General features: G+C 70.5%; 19 protein-coding genes. 10 read left to right on the forward strand and 9 right to left on the reverse strand.

What is annotated here, in order from left to right:
• Positions 1 to 75: 75 nt before the first annotated feature.
• Complete coding sequence (locus tag ACIQAK_RS09710; protein WP_366388931.1) at positions 76 to 1410, reverse strand: hypothetical protein; 1335 nt, start codon at positions 1408 to 1410, stop codon at positions 76 to 78.
• Between the two features lie 285 nt (positions 1411 to 1695).
• Between ACIQAK_RS09710 and ACIQAK_RS09715 the strand changes: the two genes are divergently transcribed.
• The 6 genes from ACIQAK_RS09715 to ACIQAK_RS09740 all read left to right on the forward strand — a co-directional run bounded on the left by ACIQAK_RS09715 (position 1696) and on the right by ACIQAK_RS09740 (position 10031).
• Entirely contained in the window at positions 1696 to 4260 is a 2565-nt protein-coding gene (locus ACIQAK_RS09715; RefSeq protein WP_366388930.1) for a SulP family inorganic anion transporter, read from the forward strand.
• Between the two features lie 280 nt (positions 4261 to 4540).
• Positions 4541 to 6538 carry an acetate--CoA ligase gene (gene acs / locus ACIQAK_RS09720; RefSeq protein ID WP_366388929.1) on the forward strand — a complete coding sequence of 666 codons (1998 nt, stop codon included), beginning with the start codon at positions 4541 to 4543 and terminating at the stop codon, positions 6536 to 6538.
• 183 nt (positions 6539 to 6721) lie between these two features.
• Entirely contained in the window at positions 6722 to 8167 is a 1446-nt protein-coding gene (nhaA, locus tag ACIQAK_RS09725; protein ID WP_401847876.1) for a Na+/H+ antiporter NhaA, read from the forward strand.
• 40 nt (positions 8168 to 8207) lie between these two features.
• On the forward strand, positions 8208 to 8741 hold the full coding sequence (locus tag ACIQAK_RS09730; protein ID WP_366388927.1) for a phage holin family protein: 534 nt from the start codon (positions 8208 to 8210) through the stop codon (positions 8739 to 8741).
• Positions 8738 to 9712 carry an alpha/beta hydrolase gene (locus ACIQAK_RS09735; protein WP_366388926.1) on the forward strand — a complete coding sequence of 325 codons (975 nt, stop codon included), beginning with the start codon at positions 8738 to 8740 and terminating at the stop codon, positions 9710 to 9712. Before ACIQAK_RS09730 ends, ACIQAK_RS09735 begins: the two co-directional genes overlap by 4 nt.
• A 115-nt stretch (positions 9713 to 9827) precedes the next feature.
• Positions 9828 to 10031: a hypothetical protein gene (locus ACIQAK_RS09740; RefSeq protein WP_366388980.1), complete on the forward strand. Its 204-nt coding sequence runs from the start codon at positions 9828 to 9830 to the stop codon at positions 10029 to 10031.
• Positions 10032 to 10138: 107 nt separating this feature from the next.
• Here ACIQAK_RS09740 and ACIQAK_RS09745 read toward each other — a convergent pair whose 3' ends face one another.
• The 3 genes from ACIQAK_RS09745 to nth form a co-directional block, all read right to left on the reverse strand.
• Positions 10139 to 11344 carry a MarP family serine protease gene (locus tag ACIQAK_RS09745; RefSeq protein ID WP_366388925.1) on the reverse strand — a complete coding sequence of 402 codons (1206 nt, stop codon included), beginning with the start codon at positions 11342 to 11344 and terminating at the stop codon, positions 10139 to 10141.
• A 90-nt stretch (positions 11345 to 11434) separates the two neighbouring features.
• Complete coding sequence (locus ACIQAK_RS09750; protein WP_366388924.1) at positions 11435 to 12166, reverse strand: CoA pyrophosphatase; 732 nt, start codon at positions 12164 to 12166, stop codon at positions 11435 to 11437.
• A 111-nt stretch (positions 12167 to 12277) separates the two neighbouring features.
• Positions 12278 to 13120 (reverse strand): endonuclease III, encoded by an 843-nt coding sequence (gene nth / locus ACIQAK_RS09755; RefSeq protein ID WP_366388923.1) that lies wholly within the window; start codon positions 13118 to 13120, stop codon positions 12278 to 12280.
• Positions 13121 to 13469: 349 nt separating this feature from the next.
• Between nth and ACIQAK_RS09760 the strand changes: the two genes are divergently transcribed.
• Complete coding sequence (locus ACIQAK_RS09760; protein ID WP_003967450.1) at positions 13470 to 14144, forward strand: Crp/Fnr family transcriptional regulator; 675 nt, start codon at positions 13470 to 13472, stop codon at positions 14142 to 14144.
• Between the two features lie 213 nt (positions 14145 to 14357).
• Here ACIQAK_RS09760 and ACIQAK_RS09765 read toward each other — a convergent pair whose 3' ends face one another.
• From ACIQAK_RS09765 to ACIQAK_RS09780, 4 genes are all read right to left on the reverse strand, one after another.
• Positions 14358 to 15209, reverse strand: a complete 852-nt coding sequence (locus ACIQAK_RS09765; protein ID WP_366388922.1) for an MBL fold metallo-hydrolase — start codon at positions 15207 to 15209, stop codon at positions 14358 to 14360.
• Entirely contained in the window at positions 15206 to 16126 is a 921-nt protein-coding gene (locus ACIQAK_RS09770; protein ID WP_366388921.1) for an NUDIX hydrolase, read from the reverse strand. The genes ACIQAK_RS09765 and ACIQAK_RS09770 overlap by 4 nt, the downstream gene beginning before the upstream one ends.
• A gap of 261 nt (positions 16127 to 16387) precedes the next feature.
• Positions 16388 to 16858 (reverse strand): RidA family protein, encoded by a 471-nt coding sequence (locus tag ACIQAK_RS09775; RefSeq protein ID WP_018514204.1) that lies wholly within the window; start codon positions 16856 to 16858, stop codon positions 16388 to 16390.
• Positions 16858 to 17016: a DUF4177 domain-containing protein gene (locus ACIQAK_RS09780; RefSeq protein ID WP_019888269.1), complete on the reverse strand. Its 159-nt coding sequence runs from the start codon at positions 17014 to 17016 to the stop codon at positions 16858 to 16860. The genes ACIQAK_RS09775 and ACIQAK_RS09780 overlap by 1 nt, the downstream gene beginning before the upstream one ends.
• A gap of 72 nt (positions 17017 to 17088) precedes the next feature.
• Between ACIQAK_RS09780 and ACIQAK_RS09785 the strand changes: the two genes are divergently transcribed.
• The gene (locus ACIQAK_RS09785; protein ID WP_366388920.1) at positions 17089 to 18063 is read left to right on the forward strand and encodes an ArsA-related P-loop ATPase; all 975 of its coding nucleotides are present in this window, start codon (positions 17089 to 17091) and stop codon (positions 18061 to 18063) included.
• Entirely contained in the window at positions 18060 to 19529 is a 1470-nt protein-coding gene (locus ACIQAK_RS09790; RefSeq protein WP_366388919.1) for an ArsA family ATPase, read from the forward strand. Before ACIQAK_RS09785 ends, ACIQAK_RS09790 begins: the two co-directional genes overlap by 4 nt.
• 43 nt (positions 19530 to 19572) lie before the next feature.
• Here ACIQAK_RS09790 and ACIQAK_RS09795 read toward each other — a convergent pair whose 3' ends face one another.
• Complete coding sequence (locus ACIQAK_RS09795; RefSeq protein ID WP_015609457.1) at positions 19573 to 19923, reverse strand: WhiB family transcriptional regulator; 351 nt, start codon at positions 19921 to 19923, stop codon at positions 19573 to 19575.
• A 569-nt stretch (positions 19924 to 20492) separates the two neighbouring features.
• On the opposite strand from ACIQAK_RS09795, the gene ACIQAK_RS09800 reads away from it, so the two are divergent.
• A complete protein-coding gene (locus ACIQAK_RS09800; protein WP_366388918.1) occupies positions 20493 to 22706 on the forward strand; it encodes a transglycosylase domain-containing protein in 2214 nt (737 codons plus the stop codon).
• Positions 22707 to 22767: the final 61 nt, after the last annotated feature.

Here is a 22767-nt window from a genome sequence, read left to right on the forward strand (position 1 = left end):
GGGCGACCGGGCGGATGGCACAGGTGACGGGCGAGGCCCGGGTGACCGAGAGGACGGGAACGGGCCCCGGGGTACTCAGCCGGCGTTCCGGCCCGCCGGCTCTGCGGCCACCGGGCCGGCCGCCTTGCCCTTCTCCGCCTTCGGGGCTGCGGCGGCCCCGGCGCCGAGGTAGGTCTTCCAGCCCTCCTTGGGTGCCTCACCGACGCCGAGCGTGGCGAGCTTGGCCAGCGCCCGCGGGTCCTGCGCGTCCAGCCAGTCCACGAGCTGGCGGAAGGACACGCATCGCACACCCTCCTTGGTGCACACCTTCGCCATGGTCTCCTCGATGGCGCGCATGTAGGTGCCGCCGTTCCAGGACTCGAAGTGGTTGCCGATGATCAGCGGCGCCCGGTTGCCCTTGTACGAGCGGTCGAAGGCCTGAAGCAGGCCGTCGCGCATCTGGTTGCCCCAGTACTCATGCTGGGAGGGGTCGCCCTGCGTCGTCGTACCGGACTGGTTGACCATGAAGTTGTAGTCCATGGAGAGGGTCTCGAAGGCGCGGCCGGGCATCGGGACGAGTTGGAGCGGGATGTCCCAGACGCCGCCCTTCCTCTTGGGCCAGACCTGGTTGCCGACACCGCTGGAGTCGTAGCGGAAGCCCATGTTCCGGGCCGCGGCGACCATGTTCTTCTGGCCCTCGAGGCAGGGGGTGCGGGCGCCGATCAGCTCCTGGTCGTAATCGAAGGGCAGCGGGGCCTCGCCCTTCAGCTTCGGGGCGTTGGTCTTCCAGTTCTTGATGAAAGCTTTCGCCTGGTTGATCTCGCTCTTCCACTCCTCGACGGACCAGGTCCCCACACCGCCGTCCGGGCCGCAGAAGTGGCCGTTGAAGTGGGTGCCGATCTCGTTGCCGTCCTTCCAGGCGGCGCGCACTTCGGCCAGGGTGTCGCGGATGCCCTCGGTGTCGTTGAAGCCGATGTCGGAACGGCCCACCGAGTGCTGCGGCGGAGCATAGAGGGAACGTTTCTCCTCAGGCAGCAGATACACACCGCTGAGGAAGTACGTCATGGTGGCGTTGTACTTCTTGGCGACGCCACGGAAGTGCGAGAAGAGCTTCTGGCTGTCCTCTCCGGCACCGTCCCAGGAGAACACCACGAACTGCGGGGGCTTCCGGCCGGGAGCCAGGCGCTGGGCGGCCGGCATCTTGGGCTGGGGGCCGGTGAAGGCGGTGGAACCGTCCCCGATGAGCTTCACGGCGTTCTTCGGGGCGGCCTGCGGAGCGTTCTCCTTCGCGCCGTGAGCCCCCTTCTCCGCGTCCGCACCGGCCCCACCGGGCGCGGAGCCCCCGGATCCCGCACCCGAACAGCCCGCGAGTACGGCGGCCAGCGCGGTGGTCATGACGCCCAAGGCGATCCTCTTCGTGGCGGCCATCATCCGCCCACCTCTTCCTTGCAGGTTATTTGCGTTGAGTGCCGACACGGCGCGGCCAAACTCGCACGCGACCCTGAGGGGAGAAGGACGACAGGCCGAATGAAAAGCTGCTTATTCACTTGAATGGGTGATGCACTGCCCTAAATGCCGCGAATGCTAGACACCAATCTTTACTCTCCATTACCATTCATTTACCGAGAGTTTATAAATCCCGCCGCTGCACGCCGTGACTCACGGCCGCGCCCCTTGCGTCCTTGCGACCGCGCTGCCTCTGGAGGAGACGGGAACATGTCCGCCTGCACCCCCACTCGCCCTGACCGCACATCCCGCCGTTCGCCCCTGATCCGCGTCTCGGGAATGAAGAGCCCCCACAGCCCACCGCCGCCCGGCGACCGCCGTCTGCGGATCGCGGGCGCGGACGTGTCCGCCTCGATCACCGTCTTCCTCATCGCCGTCCCGATGTCGCTCGGCCTCGCCCTCGCCGTGGGTGCCCCGCTGGAGGCCGGGCTGGTGGCCGCGGCCGTCGGCGGTATCGCCGCCGGACTGTTCGGCGGCACACCGCTCCAGGTCAGTGGCCCTTCCGCCGGACTGACCGTCGTCACGGCCGAGTTGATCCAGGTCTACGGATGGCGCACCACCTGCGCCATCACCGTCGGCGCCGGGCTGCTCCAGATTCTCCTCGGCAGCCTGAGAGCCGCGCGTAACGCGCTCGCCGTCAGCCCGGCGATCGTGCGCGGGACGCTCGCCGGCATCGGTGTGGCCATCGCCCTCGCCCAGCTGCACATCATGCTGGGCGGGTCGCCCCAGAGTTCCGTGGTGGCCAACGCCCTTGCCCTGCCGGAGCAGCTGGCCGGGATCAGCACGGCGGCCCCGCTCATCGGCGCGCTGACCATCGCCGTCCTGCTGGCGTGGCCCCGGTTGCCGGGACGGGTCGGCAAGGCGGTACGGAGAATCCCGGCCGCGCTCGCCTCGGTGGTGATCTCGACCGCGGTGGCGGCGGTGGCGGTGCCCGGCCTCGCCCGGGTCGACCTGCCGTCCTGGCGGTCGCACGCCTTGCCGGAGCTGCCCCAGGGACCCGTTCTCGCCCTGGCCACCGCGGTGCTCACCGTGCTGCTGGTGGCCAGCCTGGAATCACTGCTCGCGGCGGTGGCCGTGGACAAGCTGGCCGCCGACCGCACCGGAGGGCCGGATCCGCTGCCCTCCCCCCTGAGCGGCTTCGCCGCCACGGACGAGGAGAACCTCCCGGCGAGCACCGCCCTCGCCACGGCTCCCCCGATGACCGCCGCGACCCCCGCTTCCCCCACCACCGGCCCGACTCACCGCTCCGACCTGGACCGCGAGTTGCGCGGCCAAGGGGTCGCCAACACGCTCTCCGGGCTACTGGGCGGGCTGCCGGTGGCCGGGGGCGTGGTGCGAGGCGCGGCCAATGTGCGGGCCGGGGCGACCGGTCGCGCCTCCGCCGTGCTGCACGGGGTCTGGGTGCTCCTCGCGGCGGGCCTGCTGGTCACCGTGTTCGAGTGGATTCCGGTGGCCGCACTCGCCGCCCTGGTGATGGTGGTCGGGGTCCAGATGGTGAGTTTCGCGCACATCCGTAACGTCCATCAGCACCGGGAGTTCCCCGTCTACGCGGCCACGGTCGCCGGTGTTCTCGCCTTCGGGGCGCTGGCCGGTGTCGCGCTCGGGGTGGCCGTCGCGGTGGTCGTCTCGCTGCACCGGCTGGGCCGGACGAAGGTCATCGTGGCCGAGCAGGACGGGCGTCATGTGGTGACCGTGCACGGCCAGTTGACCTTCCTGGCGGTGCCACGGCTCACCCGGGCGCTCGGGCAGCTGCCGCCGGGGGCCGACGTCACCGTCGAACTGGACGGGTTCTTCATGGACCACGCCGCCTACGAGGCGATCCGGACCTGGCGCGGCGCCCAGCTCGCCCAAGGGGGCCGGATCGCCTTCACCGGCCGATCCGGCAGCCGCATCGCCGAGCCGCCCGCCGCGGCCCACTCCTGCTGCCGACCCTGGACCCCGTGGCGCAACCACCACTGCCACGACCGTCTCACCCGCCCCACGGACAGCGCGGCCACCACCGGCCCGCACCCCGACGGCAGTGGGGGCACCTCCCCCGCATCGGAGACCGGCCGCAAGACCGGCGCCGACCGGCTGCTGAGCGGCCTGAGTTCGTTCCAGCGGTGTACGGCACCCCTGGTCCGCGACGAGCTCGCCCGGCTCGCCGCCGAGGGCCAGACCCCCTCGCAGCTCTTCATCACCTGCGCCGACTCCCGGCTGGTCACCAGCATGATCACCTCCAGCGGACCGGGCGACCTCTTCACCGTGCGCAACGTCGGCAACCTCGTGCCCCCGCCGGGCACCGCTGAGGCCGAGGGCGGCGACCACTCGGTGGCCGCGGCGATCGAGTACGCGGTGGAGGTGCTGCGGGTCGAATCCATCACCGTCTGCGGGCACTCCGGCTGCGGTGCCATGCAGGCGCTGCTCAAGGGCGAGCCGGCGTCCGGTCCGGAGAGGCCGCGGACCCCCCTGTGGCGCTGGCTGCGCCACGGCCTGCCGAGCCTGGAGCGGATGGCCTCGCGCCGCCACTCCCGGGCGCAGATCTCCGGTCGGCTGCCCGCCGACGAGGTCAAGCGGCTCTGCCTCACCAATGTGGTCCAGCAGTTGGAGCACTTGCGGGCACACGAGGCGGTGGCCCGGCGGCTCACCGACGGGACACTCCAGTTGTACGGCATGTACTTCCACGTCGGGGAGGCCCAGGCGTATCTGCTGACCGAAGGGGCGGGCTCGGCGGCGGACCGCGACGAGGTCTTCGACCGGGTCGGCACGGGAGAGCTGGAGCGCACCGGCGTCTGAACCGGTCGGCCCCCGGATCCGTGAGACCTGATGACCCGCCCGCGCCGTACGGCAGGAAACCTGACGGTGGGCAGCCTGACGGTGGGCAGCCTGACGGCTGGAAGTCCGACAGCGGGAAAAAGAGCCTTACGGGACAGCGTCGAACGGCAGGGCGACTTTGCGCCACGCGCCGTGGAGCCGTCCTGACCAGCGGAGCGGGATCATGCTTCCATATACGAAGACACAGGTCTAAACCAATTCCCGGCAGACACTTATCACCCGGCCCCGCGCCTGATGAGCTATGCCCCGGGACACAACGGACACCCTGGGACTGGGAGAAGTCGTGAGCAACGAGAGCCTGGCCAACCTGCTTCGGGAAGAGCGGAAGTTCGCTCCGCCTGCCGAGCTGGCCGCCAACGCCAACGTCACCGCAGAGGCGTACGAGCAGGCCGAGGCGGACCGGCTGGGCTTCTGGGCCGAGCAGGCCCGCCGCCTGACGTGGGCCACCGAGCCGACCGAGACCCTCGACTGGAGCAACCCGCCCTTCGCCAAATGGTTCGCGGACGGCAAGCTGAACGTCGCGTACAACTGCGTGGACCGCCATGTCGAGGCGGGCAACGGCGACCGGGTCGCCATCCACTTCGAGGGCGAGCCCGGCGACAGCCGCGCCATCACCTACGCGGAGCTGAAGGACGAGGTCTCCCGCGCCGCCAACGCGCTGACCGAACTGGGCGTCGGCAAGGGCGACCGGGTCGCCGTCTATCTGCCGATGATCCCCGAGGCCGCCGTAGCGATGCTGGCCTGCGCCCGCATCGGCGCCACGCACTCGGTGGTCTTCGGCGGCTTCTCCGCCGACGCCATCGCCACCCGTATCCAGGACGCGGACGCCAAAGTCGTCATCACGGCCGACGGCGGCTACCGCCGGGGCAAGCCCTCCGCGCTCAAGCCCGCGGTCGACGACGCCGTCTCCCGTATCCAGAGCGTCGAGCACGTCCTCGTGGTCCGCCGCACCGGTCAGGACACCGCCTGGACCGAGGGCCGCGACGTCTGGTGGCACGAGATCACCGCCCGGCAGTCCGCCGAGCACACCCCCGAGGCCTTCGAGGCCGAGCAGCCGCTCTTCATCCTCTACACCTCGGGCACCACCGGGAAGCCGAAGGGCATCCTGCACACCTCCGGCGGCTACCTCACCCAAGCGGCCTACACCCACCACGCGGTCTTCGACCTCAAGCCTGCGAGCGACGTCTACTGGTGCACGGCCGACGTCGGCTGGGTGACCGGGCACTCGTACATCGTCTACGGCCCGCTGGCCAACGGCGCGACCCAGGTCATGTACGAGGGCACTCCCGACACCCCGCACCAGGGCCGCTTCTGGGAGATCGTCCAGAAGTACGGCGTCACGATCCTCTACACCGCGCCGACCGCGATCCGTACGTTCATGAAGTGGGGCGACGACATCCCCGCCAAGTTCGATTTGAGCAGCCTCCGGGTCCTCGGTTCGGTCGGTGAGCCGATCAACCCCGAGGCGTGGATGTGGTACCGCAAGAACATCGGCGCCGACAAGTGCCCGATCGTGGACACCTGGTGGCAGACCGAGACCGGCGCGATGATGATCTCGCCGCTGCCGGGCGTGACCGAGACCAAGCCGGGAAGCGCCCAGCGCGCCTTGCCGGGCATCGCCGCCACCGTCGTGGACGACGAGGCGAACGAGGTGCCCGACGGCGGGGGCGGCTACCTCGTCCTCACCGAGCCGTGGCCCTCCATGCTCCGCACCATCTGGGGCGACGACCAGCGGTTCCTCGACACCTACTGGTCGCGTTTCGCAGGCAAGTACTTCGCGGGCGACGGTGCGAAGAAGGACCAGGACGGCGATGTCTGGCTGCTCGGCCGGGTCGACGACGTCATGCTCGTGTCGGGTCACAACATCTCCACCACCGAGGTCGAGTCGGCTCTCGTCTCCCACCCGGCGGTCGCCGAGGCGGCCGTGGTCGGGGCGAACGACGAGACGACCGGCCAGGCCATCGTCGCGTTCGTGATCCTGCGCTCCAGCGCGACCACCTCCGACGAGCTCGTCGCGGAGCTGCGCAACCACGTCGGGGCGACGCTCGGCCCGATCGCCAAACCCAAGCGGGTGCTGCCGGTGGCCGAGCTGCCCAAGACCCGGTCCGGCAAGATCATGCGACGCCTGCTGCGCGATGTCGCGGAGAACCGCGAGCTGGGCGATGTCACCACGCTCACCGACTCCTCGGTGATGGACCTGATCACCACCCAGCTGCCGTCCTCCTCCTCCGAGGACTGAGAAAAGCTTTCTGTACGGCTCCGATGGGCATCCGGCGACGCGCCGGATGCCCATCGGCGCTCCCGTACAGTGAAGGACGTGCCGCCGGTGACGCCGGAGCGGCACGACACCGCCGTAGTGGCTCGAAAAAACTTCACAGGGGCGCCGGGAAGTCTGGTCGGCACGGTCATCAGCCATGGCATCATGCCGATCCCCACCCGGAGGTTCCCCCTCGTGGCCCCACCCACCCCTGCCCCGCCCACCCCCACACCGCCCGGGCGCACCCTGCTCGGCAGGCTCTCCCTCCCCGAGCGCACCTACGTGGCGGACGCGCTCCGCACCGAAACCGTCGGCGGCGTGCTCCTGCTGGCCGCCGCCGTCACCGCCCTGATCTGGGCGAACACCTTCGGCGGCTCGTACGCGGACGTCAGCGGCTTCCACTTCGGCCCCGCCTCCCTCGGCCTGGACCTCTCCGTGGCGCACTGGGCGGCGGACGGGCTCCTGGCGGTCTTCTTCTTCGTCGTCGGCGCCGAACTCAAGCGGGAACTGGTCGCGGGCCAGCTCCGCGACCCCCGGGCCGCCGCCCTCCCGATCGTGGCGGCCCTGTGCGGCATGGCGGTGCCCGCGCTCGTCTACACGCTCACCAATGTCGTGGGCGGCGGTTCCCTGGCCGGCTGGGCCGTGCCCACGGCCACCGACATCGCCTTCGCGCTCGCCGTCCTCGCGGTGATCGGCACCTCGCTGCCTTCCGCCCTGCGGGCCTTCCTGCTCACACTCGCCGTCGTCGACGACCTCTTCGCCATCCTGATCATCGCGGTGTTCTTCACCGAGGACCTCGCCTTCCTGGCGCTCGGCGCGGCCGCCCTCGGCCTGGCGTTCTTCCATCTGCTGCTCCGCTTCGGCGTCCGGGGCTGGTACGTCTACGTACCGCTCGCCCTGGTCATCTGGGGCCTGATGTACAACAGCGGTGTCCACGCCACCATCGCCGGTGTCGCCATGGGGCTGATGCTGCGCTGCACCCGGCGCGAGGGCGAGGCGCACTCCCCTGGTGAGCACATCGAGCACCTGGTCCGGCCGCTCTCCGCCGGCGTCGCCGTTCCGCTGTTCGCCCTCTTCTCCGCCGGGGTCTCCCTCAAGGGCGGGGCGCTGGCGGGCGTCGTCACCCGGCCCGAGACCCTCGGCGTGGTCCTCGGGCTCGTCGTCGGCAAGACCGCCGGAATCTTCGCCGGTACCTACCTCGCCGCCCGCTTCACCAAGGCGGAACTGAACAAGGACCTGGCCTGGGCGGATGTCTTCGCCCTCGCCTCGCTCGCCGGCATCGGGTTCACCGTCTCGCTGCTCATCGGCGAGTTGTCCTTCGCGGGTGACGCGGACACGGTCAACGAGATCAAGGCCGCCGTACTGCTCGGGTCCCTGATCGCGGCCGTACTCTCCGGTGTACTGCTGAAACTCCGGGTACGGAGATACCGGGAGCTGTACGAGGCCGAGGAGCGGGACGAGGACGGTTCCGGGGTGCCCGACGTCTATGAAGAGGACGATCCGGGGTACCACCTGCGGATGGCCGCGATTCATGAGGCAAAGGCGGCCGAGCACCGCCGTCGCGCCGAACGGGCGGGGGCAGCGCGCAACAAGCCGGACGGTCCGGCATGATCTGACATCGGACGTGTCGAAGACGGAGAGGGAGTCAGGGATGAGCGACCCCGGCAACTATGTGGGCAGCGCGGACCGCAGCATCGGGCAGCTGGTCGCCGCGGCGACGGCCGAGATGTCCGCGCTGGTGCACGACGAGATCGCCCTGGCGAAGGCGGAGGTGCGCCAGGACGTCAAGCGCGGGGCGATCGGTAGCGCGGCCTTCGCCACCGCGGGTGTGCTGCTGCTGTTCACGATGCCGATGCTGAGCTTCGCGGCCGCGTACGGGATCCACAACCTGGGCCTGGGCCTGGCGTGGTCGTTCCTGATCGTGGCGGGCGCGTTCATCCTTCTGGCCGCCCTCATCGGGCTGATCGGCTGGCGTAAGTTCAAGAAGATCAAGCCGCCGGAGAAGTCCATCGCTTCCGCCAAGCGGACCGCCTCCGTCCTGCAGAACGCGAAGCCGCACCCCCGCCCGGCCATCGAGGCCGACGCGATCCTCAAGCGCTCCGGCTCCAGCCTCGCGGCGGGTACCGGCGTCGAGAGCCTCCCCGGTAAGGACAAGGCCGCCGCTGTGGCACGCTCGTCCACATGACGGTTCCCGATTCCAGCGCATTCGGTCCGGCGGGCTCGGCGAGCTCGGCCGGCACCGGAGGCCCCGTACGGCTCGACGGCCCCTGGACCCACCGCGACGTGGCGGCCAACGGTGCGCGGTTCCACATCGCGGAGATGGGCGAGGGGCCACTGGTCCTCCTCCTCCACGGGTTCCCGCAGTTCTGGTGGACCTGGCGCCACCAGCTGCCCGCGCTCGCCGAGGCGGGCTTCCGGGCTGTCGCGATGGACCTGCGCGGGGTGGGCGGCAGCGACCGCACCCCGCGCGGTTACGACCCCGCCAACCTGGCGCTCGACGTCACCGGGGTGATCCGTTCCCTCGGTGAGCCGGACGCGGCCCTGGTCGGCCACGATCTGGGCGGCTACCTCGCCTGGACGGCCGCCGTGATGCGCCCCAAGCTGGTGCGCCGGCTCGCCGTCTCGTCCATGCCTCACCCCCGCCGCTGGCGCTCCTCGATGCTCTCCGACGTCGCACAGTCGCGGGCCGGCTCGTACATCTGGGGTTTCCAGCGTCCCTGGCTGCCGGAGCGTCAGCTCGTCGCGGACGACGCGGCGCTGGTGGGCCGGCTGGTCACGGACTGGGCCGGGCCCCGGACCCCGGACTTCCCCGACGAGGAGACCCTGGCCGTCTACCGGCGGGCCATGGGCATCCCCTCGACGGCGCACTGCTCGATCGAGCCGTACCGCTGGATGGTCCGTTCGATGGCGCGTCCGGACGGGGTCCAGTTCAACCGGCGGATGAAGCGGCCCGTCCGGGTGCCGACACTGCACCTGCACGGATCGCTCGATCCGGCAGTCCGCACCCGGAGTTCGGCGGGGTCCGGGGAGTACGTCGAAGCGCCCTACCGGTGGCGACTTTTCGACGGTCTCGGTCACTTCCCCCACGAGGAGGACCCGATCGCCTTCTCCACCGAACTCATCAACTGGCTCAAGGATCCTGAGCCCGACCGGTAGCCACGCGCCCGTCAGGCGCACACCTGTCCGACGAACAGCCATGTGCCTGCCGCATAGACCAATTGGCTGACTCGCGCACGATTACCGACCTTGGGTGACGGGCAGACGTCGGGGTATGGGCTGGACGCACGACTTCACTGACGAAGCACGCAACCGCCGCTTCACCGCGACAGCGGGTGCGAGCACTCATGAGGGGGGCGGCCCCCTGGGCCGGGTGCACGGTGTGCAGGACCTTCATCATCACCGGCTCGGGATTCCGCGCATCCTCCGCCGCCGGGCCCGCTGGGTCTCGGCGCGGCTGCGCCACCCCCGCGGCTGACCCTTCGAGGCCGATCCTCCGCAGCGATCCCTCCACAGCTGATACCTCCGTAGCCGGTACCTCCAGAGCTGATCCTCCCTCCGCCGCTCCACCCACCAGGGCGGGGTTCAGAGGGCGCAGCCCTGGCTGTCCACCTGCTGGTTGGCCGTGCGGCCGATCTCGATGTCCTCGCTGATCTCGTCGACCGTCAGCGCGTAGCCCGTGTCCGGGTCATCGAGCGACTTGGCGAACACCACTCCGTACACCTTTCCGTCCGGAGTGAGCAGCGGGCCGCCCGAGTTGCCCTGGCGCACGGTCGCATAGAGGGAGTAGACGTCGCGCAGGACGGTGCCGCGCTGGTAGATGTCGGGGCCGTTGGCGTCGATACGGGCGCGGACCCGGGCGGAGCGCACGTCGTAGGCGCCGTTCTCCGGGAAGCCCGCGACGATCGCGCTGTCGCCGCTCTCCGCGTCGTCGTTCGCGTCGGTGAACTCCAGGGGCTTGGCCCGGAGGTCGGGGACGTCCAGGACCGCGATGTCACGCTGCCAGTCGTAGAGGACGACCTTGGCGTCGTACAGCCGGCCCTCGCCGCCGATCTGGACGGTCGGCTCCTCGACTCCGCCGACGACGTGGGCGTTGGTCATCACACGGCGGTCGGAGAAGACGAAGCCGGTGCCTTCGAGGACCTTGCCGCAGCTCGGGGCCGTACCGACGACCTTGACGATCGACTTCTTGGCGCGGGCTGCGACCGGGCTGCCCACCAGTGCCGGGTCCGGGGGCTTGACCTCGGTGATCGGCTCGTTGTCGAAGGGGCTGAAGACCTGCGGGAAGCCGTTCTGCGCGAGGACGGAGGAGAAGTCCCGGAACCAGGGCGGCGCCTGTTGGGGCATCACCCGGGAGATCCCGAGCAGGACCGAGGAGTCGCGGACCTCCTTGCCGAGGGTCGGCAGCGAGGTGCGGGCCAGCGGCAGCGCGATCAGCCAGGCGACCAGCAGCATGGCCACCACGTTGACCAGGGCGCCGCCGGTGGCGTCCAACGCGCGGGCGGGCGACCACGTGATGTACCGGCGGAGCTTGTTGCCCAGGTGGGTGGTGAACGCCTGGCCGATCGACGCGCAGATGATCACGATGACGACCGCACCGATGGCGGTCGCGGTGGATACCTCGGCCCCCTCGGTCGCCCGGTCCCAGATGATCGGCAGGAGGTAGACGGCGATGAGACCGCCGCCGAGGAAGCCGATCACCGACAGGATGCCGACGACGAAACCCTGTCGATAGCCGATGACCGCGAACCATACGGCGGCGAGCAGCAGCAGGATGTCCAGCACGTTCACCGTCTATAGCCTCGCAGTTTCGTCACCTGGCCCGTCGGGGGTGACGGGGTCCGGGCCCGCCCGGTACAGCGCAGCAGGACAGCCAGCGTGTCATGCGCGCCAGTCGAGCGGCACCTGTCTCGCCCGGTCCCACGGGCGTTCCCAGCCGGCGTAGTGCAGGATTCGGTCGATCACGCCGGCCGTGAACCCCCAGACCAGCGCCGATTCGACCAGGAACGCCGGACCGCTGTGCCCGCTCGGATGTACGGCCGTGGCCCGGTTGGCCGGGTCCGTGAGATCCGCCACGGGGACGGTGAAGACCCGTGCCGTCTCGGCCGGATCGACCACGCCGACCGGGCTGGGCGCACGCCACCAGCCGAGGACGGGTGTGACGACGAAGCTGCTGACGGGGATGTACAGCCGGGGCAGTACGCCGAAGAGCTGGACCCCCCGGGGATCGAGACCGGTCTCCTCCTCGGCCTCGCGCAGCGCGGCCCGCAGCGGCCCCGTGGTGGCCTGGTCGCCGTCCTCGGGGTCGAGGGAGCCGCCGGGGAAGGAGGGCTGCCCGGGATGTGAGCGCAGGGTGCCGGCGCGCTCCATCAGCAGCAGCTCGGGACCGCGCGGTCCCTCGCCGAAGAGGATCAGGACGGCGGACTGCCGGCCCGCCCCGCTCTCGGGGGGCAGGAAGCGGCTGAGCTGGTGCGGCCGGACGCTGCGCGCGGCCTGGACCACGGGGTCGAGCCAGGCGGGCAGGCCCGCCGTGGTCACGTCGACCGCCGCACGGCTGGTCGCCGCACGGGTGACGGCCGCTCGGGTGTCTGCGTGTGTGTGCGTATGCGTCATCGGCACCCCCCTTGTTTCACAACGCCTGTCGTCGGCCATTTCGTTCCGAGCCATTTCGCCGTTCTCGGGAGGGCTGTCGTCCTTCGGTGGGGTGCACGGCAGAGCGCACCCTCATGCGGCTCCCAGCGCGGGAGCCGGCTTGCCCGGGAAGTCGGCGGGCGGACTGAGCCGCTGGCCCGGGTACCCGCCCATCTCGTACTTCAGGAGCTTCCTGGCCTTCTCCGGGTCGGTCTCGCCCTCACCGTACGAAGGACAGAGCGGGGCGATGGGGCAGGCGCCGCAGGCGGGTTTGCGGGCGTGGCAGATCCGGCGGCCGTGGAAGATCACCCGGTGCGAGAGCATCGTCCACTCGCTCCTGGGGAAGATGTCGGCGATCACCGCCTCGACCTTGACCGGGTCCTCCTCGTCCGTCCATTTCCAGCGCCGGACCAGGCGGCCGAAGTGCGTGTCCACGGTGATGCCGGGGACACCGAAGGCGTTGCCCAGCACGACGTTGGCGGTCTTGCGGCCGACGCCGGGCAGCTTGACCAGGTCGTCCAGCCGCCCGGGGACCTCACCGCCGAATTCGTCCCTCAGGGCGGCGGAGAGGCCGAGAAGGGACTTGGTCTTGGCCCGGAAGAAGCCGGTCGGCCGGATCAGCTCCTCCATCTCCTCCGGGACGGCCGCCGCCATGTCCTCGGGCGTCGGGTAGGCGGCGAAGAGCGCGGGGGTGGTCTGGTTGACCCTCAGGTCGGTGGTCTGGGCGGAGAGGACCGTGGCGACGAGCAGCTCGAAGGGGTTGCGGAAATCCAGCTCCGGGTGGGCGTACGGATAGACCTCGGCGAGCTCCCGGTTGATCCGGCGGGCGCGGCGGACCAGCGCCAGACGCGACTCGGCCTTGGGCACCTTGGGGGCCTTCAGGCCCTTCCTGGGCGTGGACGCCTTGGGTGTCGTTCCGGACTCTGACGATGTCACTGCGGACCTCCTGGCCGACTTCCGGACCGGCTTCCCCGGCCCTCCGGAGGAGCCATTCGCGGCACTCTCCGGGCTGTTCGGGGAGTGTTCGCCCACAGCGGAATCGTGCTTCCCCGACACCCCATCAGCCCTCTCGGCCCGTGTACTCCCCGGCATTCTGGACACCCGGCCAGCCTAGAGCCAGCCACTGACAACCGCCCCGGTCACCGCGTATCCACCCCCGATCGGCCCCCTGCCATAGGGACCGGCGCGCCGGTGCGTCAAACTGGTTTGTGATTGATCGCACTGTTTTACCGTCCGGCATGATGGGGACCACGGTTCCCTGAACAGGCCGACAAGGAGAGAACTCGTGGACGACGTTCTGCGGCGCGCCCCGCTTTTCGCGGCGCTCGATGACGAGCAGGCCGCGGAGCTCCGCGCCTCGATGAGTGAGGTGACCCTCGCGCGCGGCGACGCGCTTTTCCACGAGGGCGACCAGGGTGACCGCCTGTACGTGGTCACCGAGGGCAAGGTGAAGCTTCACCGCACTTCGCCCGACGGGCGCGAGAACATGCTGGCCGTGCTCGGCCCCGGCGAGCTGATCGGCGAGCTCTCGCTCTTCGACCCCGGCCCGCGTACGGCGACCGCCTCCGCGCTGACCGAGGTGAAGCTCCTCGGCCTCGGCCACGGCGACCTGCAGCCCTGGCTCAACGCCCGCCCCGAGGTCGCCACCGCGCTGCTGCGCGCGGTCGCCCGGCGCTTGCGCAAGACCAACGACCAGATGTCCGACCTGGTCTTCTCCGATGTGCCGGGCCGCGTCGCCCGTGCCCTGCTGGACCTGTCGCGCCGCTTCGGCGTCCAGTCGGAGGAAGGCATCCACGTCGTCCACGACCTCACGCAGGAGGAGCTGGCCCAGCTGGTCGGCGCCTCCCGTGAGACGGTCAACAAGGCCCTCGCCGACTTCGCGGGCCGTGGCTGGCTGCGGCTGGAGGCCCGCGCGGTCATCCTGCTGGACGTGGAGCGGCTGGCGAAGCGCTCGCGCTGACCCGGTGATGTGAGCTGAGTGCGCGACGGGCTCCGCGGCGACCGGACGTACTCCGGTCGCCGCAGGGCCGTTACGCCGTTACGCCCTTACGGCCTTTACGTTCACGCGGCGCCTCAAGCGTTCACGCGGCGCCTCAAGGGTTCAGGCGGCTCCTCATGCGTTCCCGGGGCGCCCTCAAGCGTTCACGCGACGCCCTGGTCCGTTCACGCGGCCCTAGAGGTGGTCGGACACCTCCTGGATGAGTCCGTGCCCGGCGAGGTACTCCAGCTGGGCCCGTACCGACAGCTCGGCGGCCGGCCACAGGGAGCGGTCCACGTCGGCGTAGACCCGGGCCACCACCTCCGACGGCGTACGGTGTCCCGCCTCCACCGCCGTCTCGACCTGGGCCAGCCGGTGCGCACGGTGGGCCAGGTAGAACTCCACGACCCCCTGCGCGTCCTCCAGGACCGGCCCGTGGCCCGGCAGCACCGTGTGCACGCCGTCGTCCACCGTCAGCGAGCGCAGCCGCCGGAGCGAGTCCAGGTAGTCGCCGAGCCGCCCGTCCGGGTGCGCGACCACCGTCGTACCGCGGCCGAGGATCGTGTCGCCCGTCAGCACCGCCCGGTCGGCGGGCAGATGGAACGAGAGCGAGTCGGCGGTGTGGCCCGGCGTCGGGACCACGCGCAGTTCCAGGCCGCCGGTGGTGATCACATCACCCGCCCCGAGGCCCTCGTCCCCCAGCCGCAGCGCCGGGTCCAGGGCCCGCACCTTCGTCCGCGTCAGCTCGGCGAACCGCCCCGCGCCCTCCGCGTGGTCGGGGTGGCCGTGCGTGAGCAGGGTGAGGGCCACGCGCCGCCCGGAGCGCTCCACCGCGTCGATCACGGCCCCCAGGTGTCCGTCGTCGAGCGGGCCGGGGTCGATGACGACCGCCAGGTCGGAGCCGGGCTCGGCGACGATCCAGGTGTTCGTGCCGTCGAGCGTCATCGCGGACGGGTTCGGCGCGAGGACGTTGACCGTGCGGGCGGTCGCGGGCCCGGAGGCCACGACTCCGCGCGGCTGTCCCGGGAGGGCGGCTGCGTCGCTCATGCCGCACCGCCGCTCTCGCCCGCGGTGGGCACGTGCCGGGTGTGCTCCGTGGGTACGTGCTTGGTGAACTCGTCGTGTCCCGGCCAGCTCAGCACCAGTTCATCCCCCTCCAGACGGGCCTGCGCGAGTACGGGAGTCATGTCCTGGACGTCCGCTGCCCCGAGCGCCTCTGCGGCCGTCCTGAACGGCGTCAGGGCCCGCAGCGTCGACACGGTGGGCGGCATCATCAGCAGCTCACCCAGGTCGTAGCGGCGGGCCGCCTCGGCCGGGGCGATCCACACCGTACGGTCCGCCTCGGTGGAGACGGCACGGGTGCGCTGCCCTTCGGGGAGTGCGGCGACGAAGAACCAGGTGTCGTACCGCCTCGGTTCGAACTCCGGGGTGATCCAGCGGGCCCAGGCGCCGAGCAGGTCCGAGCGCAGCAGCAGCCCGCGCCGGTCCAGGAACTCCGCGAAGGACAGGTCGCGGGCGACCAGCGCCTCGCGGTCGGCCTCCCACCCGGCCCCGGTCGTATCGCTGACCACCGTCCCGGCGGTCGGACCGGCGAGCAGGACGCCCGCCTCCTCGAACGTCTCGCGCACCGCCGCGCAGACGATGGCCTGCGCCTCGGTGGCCGTCGTCACGCCGAGCCGGGCGGCCCAGTGCTCCAGGGAGGGCCCGGCCCACCCGATCAGCCGGTCGTCGTCGCGCGGATCGACTCCGCCACCCGGATAGGCGTACGCGCCGCCGGCGAACGCCATGGACGTCCGTCGGCGCAACATGTGCACGACAGGACCGCCGGCGCCGCCCTCCGCTCCCGGATCGCGGACCAGCATCACGGTGGCGGCCCGCCGGGGTGCCACGGCCGTCAGCTCACCGGCGGCGAGGGCCCGGATCCGGTCGGGCCATTCCGGGGGGTACCACTGACCTTGGGACATGGCCGGAGGCTATCCGGAACCGCGCCGATGTTCGAGGGACCCGGTGATCAGCACGGGACCCGACATGCCCCGTACACACACGCGTGCCCCCGTACACACGCGATCCCGCCCGGTCGCGGGACCGGACGGGATCGGAAAGGAACGTCGATAAGGGCTTCGTACGGCGCGGCGCGACCGCACTGATCAGGCGTACGGCTCAGGCGTACGGATCGGGCGCGCCGGCCGGGCACAGAGATTGGGCATACGGCTCAGGCGTACGGCTCAGGCGTCGACGAGCTCGACCTGGACCTCGACCTCGACCGGGGCGTCCAGTGGCAGCACGGCGACACCCACGGCGCTGCGTGCGTGCACACCCTTGTCGCCCAGGACCGCGCCCAGCAGCTCGCTCGCACCGTTGATCACGGCGGGCTGGCCGGTGAAGTCGGACGCGGAGGCGACGAAGCCCACGACCTTCACCACGCGCTTGATCCGGTCCAGGTCACCGGCGACCGACTTGACGGCGGCCAGGGCGTTGAGCGCGCAGGTCTTGGCGAGCTCCTTCGCCTCGTCCGGCGTCACCTCCGCGCCGACCTTGCCGGTGACGGCGAGCTTGCCGTCCACCATCGGCAGCTGGCCCGAGGTGTACACGTACACCCCGGACTGCACAGCCGGCTGGTACGAGGCCAGCGGCGGCACGACGGCGGGCAGGGTCAGGCCGAGCTCGGCGAGCTGAGCCTCGACAGCGCCCGCCACTAGCCCTTCTCCCGCTTCAGGTAGGCCACGAGCTGCTCGGGGTTGTTCGGGCCGGGAACGACCTGGACGAGCTCCCAGCCGTCCTCGCCCCAGGTGTCCAGAATCTGCTTGGTCGCGTGCACGAGAAGGGGCACGGTCGCGTATTCCCACTTGGTCATGGGCCCGACTGTAACGCCTGGCACGTACGGTCCCGTGCGTAGCCCGGGGCCGGACTGGTTAGGCTCGAATACGTGAGCAGGTTCCAGGTCGTCAGCGGCAAGGGCGGTACCGGTAAGACCACGGTCGCCGCCGCCCTCGCGCTCGCCCTCGCGGCCGAGGGCAGGCGCACCCTCCTCGTCGAGGTCGAGGGCAGACAGGGCATCGCCCAGCTCTTCGGTTCCGAGGCGCTTCCCTATGAGGAGCGCAGGATCGCCGTCGCGCCCGGCGGCGGTGAGGTGCACGCGCTGGCGATCGACGCCGAGCAGGCACTCCTCGACTACCTCCAGATGTTCTACAAGCTCGGCGGCGCGGGCCGGGCGCTCAAGAAGCTCGGCGCGATCGACTTCGCCACCACCATCGCGCCCGGGGTCCGGGACGTCCTGCTGACCGGTAAGGCGTGCGAGGCCGTCCGCCGCAAGGACAAGCGGGGCCGGTTCGTCTACGACTACGTGATCATGGACGCCCCGCCGACCGGCCGCATCACGCGCTTCCTCAACGTCAACGACGAGGTCGCGGGGCTCGCCAGGATCGGCCCGATACACAACCAGGCCCAGGCCGTGATGCGGGTTCTGAAGTCCCCGCAGACCGCGGTCCACCTGGTGACCCTCCTGGAGGAGATGCCGGTCCAGGAGACCGCAGACGGGATCGCGGAACTGCGCGCCGCCGACCTCCCCGTGGGCCACGTCATCGTGAACATGGTGCGCCCGCACCTGGTCGACGAGGAGACCCTGCGCACCGCCGCGACCGGCCGGCGCAAGGAGATCGCCAAGACGCTGACCCGCGCCGGAGTGACCGGTTCCGCCGCGCTCGTACGACCCCTGATCGAACAGGCCGCCGAACACGCCCAGCGCGTCGGCCTGGAGCGCGAGCAGCGCGCCGTACTGGCCGGACTCGGCCTGCCGACGGCCGAGCTCCCGCTGGCCGGCGACGGGGTGGACCTCGCCGCGCTGAACGACCTGGCCACGGAGCTCCGTAAGCAGGGCGTAGGGGAAGAGGCGGATTCATGACACGGACCACGGCGGGGACGGCGCGACAGGACACGCGCCGGGGGCCGGATCCGGACGCGCGGGAGCGTCCCGGGCTGGACACCGACGCGCTGCTCGACGACCCCGCCATCCGGATCATCGTCTGCTGCGGCTCCGGCGGTGTCGGCAAGACCACGACCGCCGCCGCCCTCGGCGTACGGGCGGCCGAGCGCGGCCGGAAGGTCGTCGTCCTCACCATCGACCCGGCCCGCCGGCTCGCGCAGTCCATGGGCATCGACCAGCTGGACAACGTCCCGCGCCGGGTCGACGGCATCGGCGGCGAGGGTGAACTGCACGCCATGATGCTCGACATGAAGCGGACCTTCGACGAGACCGTGGAGGCGCACGCGGACGCCGAAAGGGCCCGCGCGATCCTGGAGAACCCCTTCTACCAGTCCCTGTCGGCCGGGTTCGCCGGTACGCAGGAGTACATGGCGATGGAGAAGCTCGGGCAGCTGCGGGCGCGCGACGACTGGGACCTGATCGTCGTCGACACCCCGCCCTCGCGCTCCGCGCTGGACTTCCTGGACGCGCCGAAACGGCTCGGCTCGTTCCTGGACGGGAAGTTCATCCGGCTGCTGATGGCGCCGGCGAAGGTGGGCGGCCGGGCCGGGATGAAGTTCCTCAATGTCGGTATGTCGATGATGACCGGGACGCTGGGCAAGCTGCTCGGCGGCCAGTTCCTGCGGGACGTGCAGACGTTCGTCGCCGCGATGGACACCATGTTCGGCGGCTTCCGCAGCCGCGCGGACGCCACGTACAAGCTGCTCCAGGCCCCCGGTACGGCGTTCCTCGTGGTGGCGACCCCGGAGCGGGACGCACTGCGCGAGGCGGCCTACTTCGTGGAGCGGCTGGCGGCGGAGGACATGCCGTTGGCCGGTCTGGTTCTCAACCGGGCGCACGGCAGCGAGGCTTCCCGGCTCTCCGCCGAGGAGGCGCTTGCCGCCGCAGAAAATCTTGACGACGCCCGCATTGTGGATCAGACGGCCGGGAAGGCTGGCCTTGGTGACCGGGAGGCCCCCGAACCGGTCGTCACCGACCCCGAGGCCGCCGCGCCGTCGCTCTCCCCCGAGCACGAGGACCCGCACGAGACCCAGCACGACATCCAGTACAAGACCACGCGCAAGGACGCCAAGGACCGCGATCACGAGGACACGCACGAGCCGCACACACGGAACGCGACGGACGGCACCCCTGACACCGCCCAAGCCGCTGTCGACATCGACATCGACGGACTGACGGCAGGTCTGCTGCGTCTGCACGCCGAGCGCATGCAGGTCGTCGCCCGCGAACAGCACACCCGCGACCGCTTCACCGAGCTGCACCCCGAGGTTCCGGTGACCGCGGTGGCCGCACTGCCCGGCGATGTGCACGACCTGGACGGCCTGCGGGCCATCGGCGACCGCCTGGCGACCGGTTCCGCCCCGGCTCCGGCCGGAGCGGCGTAGGCCGCCTCCCGCAGCGCTGTTCCGCAACGCCTGTCGGAGCGCCCTAGCCCACGGCGGCGTACGTCTCGTGCAGTTCGTCGTCCTCCAGCCCGATCACCGCGGGCAGGATGCCGGTGGACCGCTCGTACTCACTGCGCGCGGTCTCCAGCAGGCGGCGCCAGGACGTGACGGTGGGCCGGCGGCGCAGCAGTGCACGGCGCTCCCGCTCCGTCATTCCGCCCCACACGCCGAACTCGACGCGATTGTCCAGCGCGTCGGCCAGGCACTCGGTCCGCACCGGGCATCCGGTGCACACCGCCTTGGCCCTGTTCTGCGCTGCCCCTTGTACGAACAGTTCATCCGGATCGGTAGTGCGGCAGGCTGCCTGCGCACTCCAGTCGGTTACCCAGCCCATGCCGGCGCCGTCCTCTCCCGAATCGAGGCTCCCCCACGGCGGTAGCGGCATATTCACCGCTGCCAGTTGAGGACGTTACGGAAGGTGGGGACAGCACAACACCCCCTTCGGGCCCAATCTTGAATGGTCCGAACGGACTATGCGTATGCGGCAGATCACCCAGGGGAGTGAGGGGAAGACATGCGGGACCAAGCCCGCGAAAACGGGACAGCACACCCGAATGGCAGCGGACGTTCCCTGACACACGGGGCGATTTCGGGAGCGCCGCGTGGGCGAATCAGCTGTGCGTCGGCCGGGAGAAGAATGACCAGAAGAGGTGCATGGGACTGCAGGGGGGTTGATACGGAACCGGACTGCTGTGACAGTTGAGAGCAGCTTAGGCCAAGGCCTGCCCGCCTGTCCGGCGAATGAGAACGTAGGCGCCTCACCGTGCTGTGCCGTTCGCCCTGCCCGTCCTTCGCACCGGGTCCGCGGACACGCCCGCACCCGGATGTCACGGTCTGGTACGCGAACGCTCCGTGGGGCCCTGTTCCTACAGAACGCTCATCACTACGGATTAGGCTGCCCCCATGCCAAAGAAGCGCTCGGGCGGGGGTCTCACCACGACCCAGCAGGCCGCCAAGTTCCTCGGTGTCGCCGCGCTCTCCGGAGCTGTCCTGGCAGGCATCGCGCTGCCCGCAGCCGGAGCGTTGGGGCTCGCCGCCAAGGGGACGGTCGAAGGGTTCGACGAGATCCCCGCCAACCTCAAGACTCCGCCGCTCAGCCAGCGGACCACGATCCTGGACCGCGACGGTGGTGCGATCGCCACGGTCTACTCGCGCGACCGCACGGTGGTGCCGCTGGAGGAGATCTCCCCGTACATGCAGGACGCGATCATCGCGATCGAGGACTCCCGCTTCTACGAGCACGGGGCGGTCGACCTCAAGGGCATCCTGCGCGCGATGAACCGCAACGTGCAGACGGGCGGGACCGCGCAGGGCGCGTCGACCCTCACCCAGCAGTACGTGAAGAACGTCTTCGTCGAGGAGGCGGGCGACGACCAGGAGAAGGTCGCGCAGGCCACCCAGCAGACGCTCGGCCGCAAGGTCCGCGAGCTGAAGTACGCGATCCAGGTCGAGGAAGAGCTCGGCAAGAAGAAGATCCTGGAGAACTACCTCAACATCACCTTCTTCGGTCAGCAGGCGTACGGCGTGGAGGCCGCGTCCCAGCGGTACTTCTCCAAGCACGCCAAGGACCTGAAGGTGGAGGAGGCCGCGCTGCTGGCCGGCATCGTCCAGTCGCCGAGCCGCTACGACCCGGTCAACGACACGGAGGAGGCCACCAAGCGCCGTAACACCGTGCTGACCCGGATGGCCGCCACCCGCGCCATCACGCAGGCCGAGGCCGACAAGGCCATGGAGACCCCGGTCAAGCTGAAGGTCCGCAAGCCGAAGAACGGCTGCATCACGGCCGTCAGCGGTTCCGGCTTCTTCTGCGACTACGTGCGCAAGACGATCCTGACCGACCCGGCGTTCGGCAAGACCGAGGAGGAGCGCTCCAAGCTCTGGAACCTCGGCGGGCTCACCGTCAAGACCACGCTCGACCCGCGCGCCCAGCAGGCCGCCAACGAGGCCGCGACCGCCAAGGTCAACAAGGACGACAAGTTCGCGGCGTCCGTGGTGCAGGTGGAGCCGGGCAGCGGCAAGATCCTCTCCATGGGCCAGTCCCGCCCCTACGGCCTGGACCAGAAGCGCAACGAGACCGTGCTCAACCTCGCCGTCAGCAACAAGATGGGCGGCAGCACGTACGGATTCCAGGTCGGCTCGACGTTCAAACCGTTCACCGCGGCGGCGGCGCTGGAGAAGGGGATCACCCCGGCGACGTCGTTCTCGACGGACTGGAAGATCACGCTCAAGGAGAACGACTTCCGCAACTGCACCGGTTCCCCCGCGGGCTACGCGGACTGGCCCCTGCAGAACGAGCTGGAGTCCGAGAAGGGCTCCTGGGACATGACGAGCGCGCTCGGCAAGTCCATCAACACCTACTTCGCGCTGCTGGAGCAGAAGGCCGGCCTCTGCGAGACCGTGGAGATGGCGAAGAAGGTCGGCTACGAGCGCGGCGACGGCAAGAAGATCGTCGAGGCCCCGTCGATCACCCTCGGCAGTGAGGTGAGCACCCCGCTCTCCATGGCCGGCGCGTACGCCGCGTTCGCCAACCGCGGCACGTACTGCACGCCGATCGCCATCGAGTCGATCACCGACCCGAACGGCAAGAAGGTCAAGGTGCCCCGGACGCAGTGCTCGCGCGCGATGAGCGAGCGGACCGCGGACACCATCAACCAGATGCTCAAGGGCGTCGTCGAGGACGGCACCGGTACGCAGGCCGGGCTGAGCGACCGGGACAACGCGGGCAAGACCGGTACGACCAACGACCGCAAGGACGCCTGGTTCGTCGGGTACACGCCGAACCTCTCCACCGCGGTGTGGGTCGGGGACGACATCGGCGACAAGAGCTCGATGTTCAATGTCACCATCGGCGGCCAGTACTACGACAAGGTCTGCGGTGGTTGCCTCCCGGGCCCGATCTGGCGGATCGCCATGACCGGCGCGCTGAACGCCTCCGAGACCCCGCAGTTCAACACCGTCCCCGTCCCCCGTTCGCAGACGAAGGAGGGCGAGGAGGAGGGCGGTGACCGCGGCGACGACGAGGACCGCGAGGACGGCAAGCCCGGTGGCATCCAGCTCCCACCCGGCGTGATCGGCGGCAGCCAGGGCCAGCAGGGCAACGGCAGGTCCGGCCCCTGACGCGCAGGCCCACGCAGGAAGGGTGGGGCGCCCCGTTCGACGGACCGGGGCGCCCCACCCT

The sequence above is a fragment of the Streptomyces sp. NPDC088706 genome (genome assembly GCF_044752765.1).
Classification (GTDB): domain Bacteria; phylum Actinomycetota; class Actinomycetes; order Streptomycetales; family Streptomycetaceae; genus Streptomyces.

What these genes read in the sequence shown, in the direction of transcription:
- ACIQAK_RS09710 (WP_366388931.1), bottom strand. Translation starts at nt 1,410, where the DNA reads ATGATGGCCGCCACGAAGAGGATCGCCTTGGGCGTCATGACCACCGCG.
- ACIQAK_RS09715 (WP_366388930.1), top strand. Translation starts at nt 1,696, where the DNA reads ATGTCCGCCTGCACCCCCACTCGCCCTGACCGCACATCCCGCCGTTCG.
- acs (WP_366388929.1), top strand. Translation starts at nt 4,541, where the DNA reads ATGCCCCGGGACACAACGGACACCCTGGGACTGGGAGAAGTCGTGAGC.
- nhaA (WP_401847876.1), top strand. Translation starts at nt 6,722, where the DNA reads ATGCCGATCCCCACCCGGAGGTTCCCCCTCGTGGCCCCACCCACCCCT.
- ACIQAK_RS09730 (WP_366388927.1), top strand. Translation starts at nt 8,208, where the DNA reads ATGAGCGACCCCGGCAACTATGTGGGCAGCGCGGACCGCAGCATCGGG.
- ACIQAK_RS09735 (WP_366388926.1), top strand. Translation starts at nt 8,738, where the DNA reads ATGACGGTTCCCGATTCCAGCGCATTCGGTCCGGCGGGCTCGGCGAGC.
- ACIQAK_RS09740 (WP_366388980.1), top strand. Translation starts at nt 9,828, where the DNA reads ATGGGCTGGACGCACGACTTCACTGACGAAGCACGCAACCGCCGCTTC.
- ACIQAK_RS09750 (WP_366388924.1), bottom strand. Translation starts at nt 12,166, where the DNA reads ATGACGCATACGCACACACACGCAGACACCCGAGCGGCCGTCACCCGT.
- ACIQAK_RS09765 (WP_366388922.1), bottom strand. Translation starts at nt 15,209, where the DNA reads ATGAGCGACGCAGCCGCCCTCCCGGGACAGCCGCGCGGAGTCGTGGCC.
- ACIQAK_RS09770 (WP_366388921.1), bottom strand. Translation starts at nt 16,126, where the DNA reads ATGTCCCAAGGTCAGTGGTACCCCCCGGAATGGCCCGACCGGATCCGG.
- ACIQAK_RS09780 (WP_019888269.1), bottom strand. Translation starts at nt 17,016, where the DNA reads ATGACCAAGTGGGAATACGCGACCGTGCCCCTTCTCGTGCACGCGACC.
- ACIQAK_RS09790 (WP_366388919.1), top strand. Translation starts at nt 18,060, where the DNA reads ATGACACGGACCACGGCGGGGACGGCGCGACAGGACACGCGCCGGGGG.
- ACIQAK_RS09795 (WP_015609457.1), bottom strand. Translation starts at nt 19,923, where the DNA reads ATGGGCTGGGTAACCGACTGGAGTGCGCAGGCAGCCTGCCGCACTACC.
- ACIQAK_RS09800 (WP_366388918.1), top strand. Translation starts at nt 20,493, where the DNA reads ATGCCAAAGAAGCGCTCGGGCGGGGGTCTCACCACGACCCAGCAGGCC.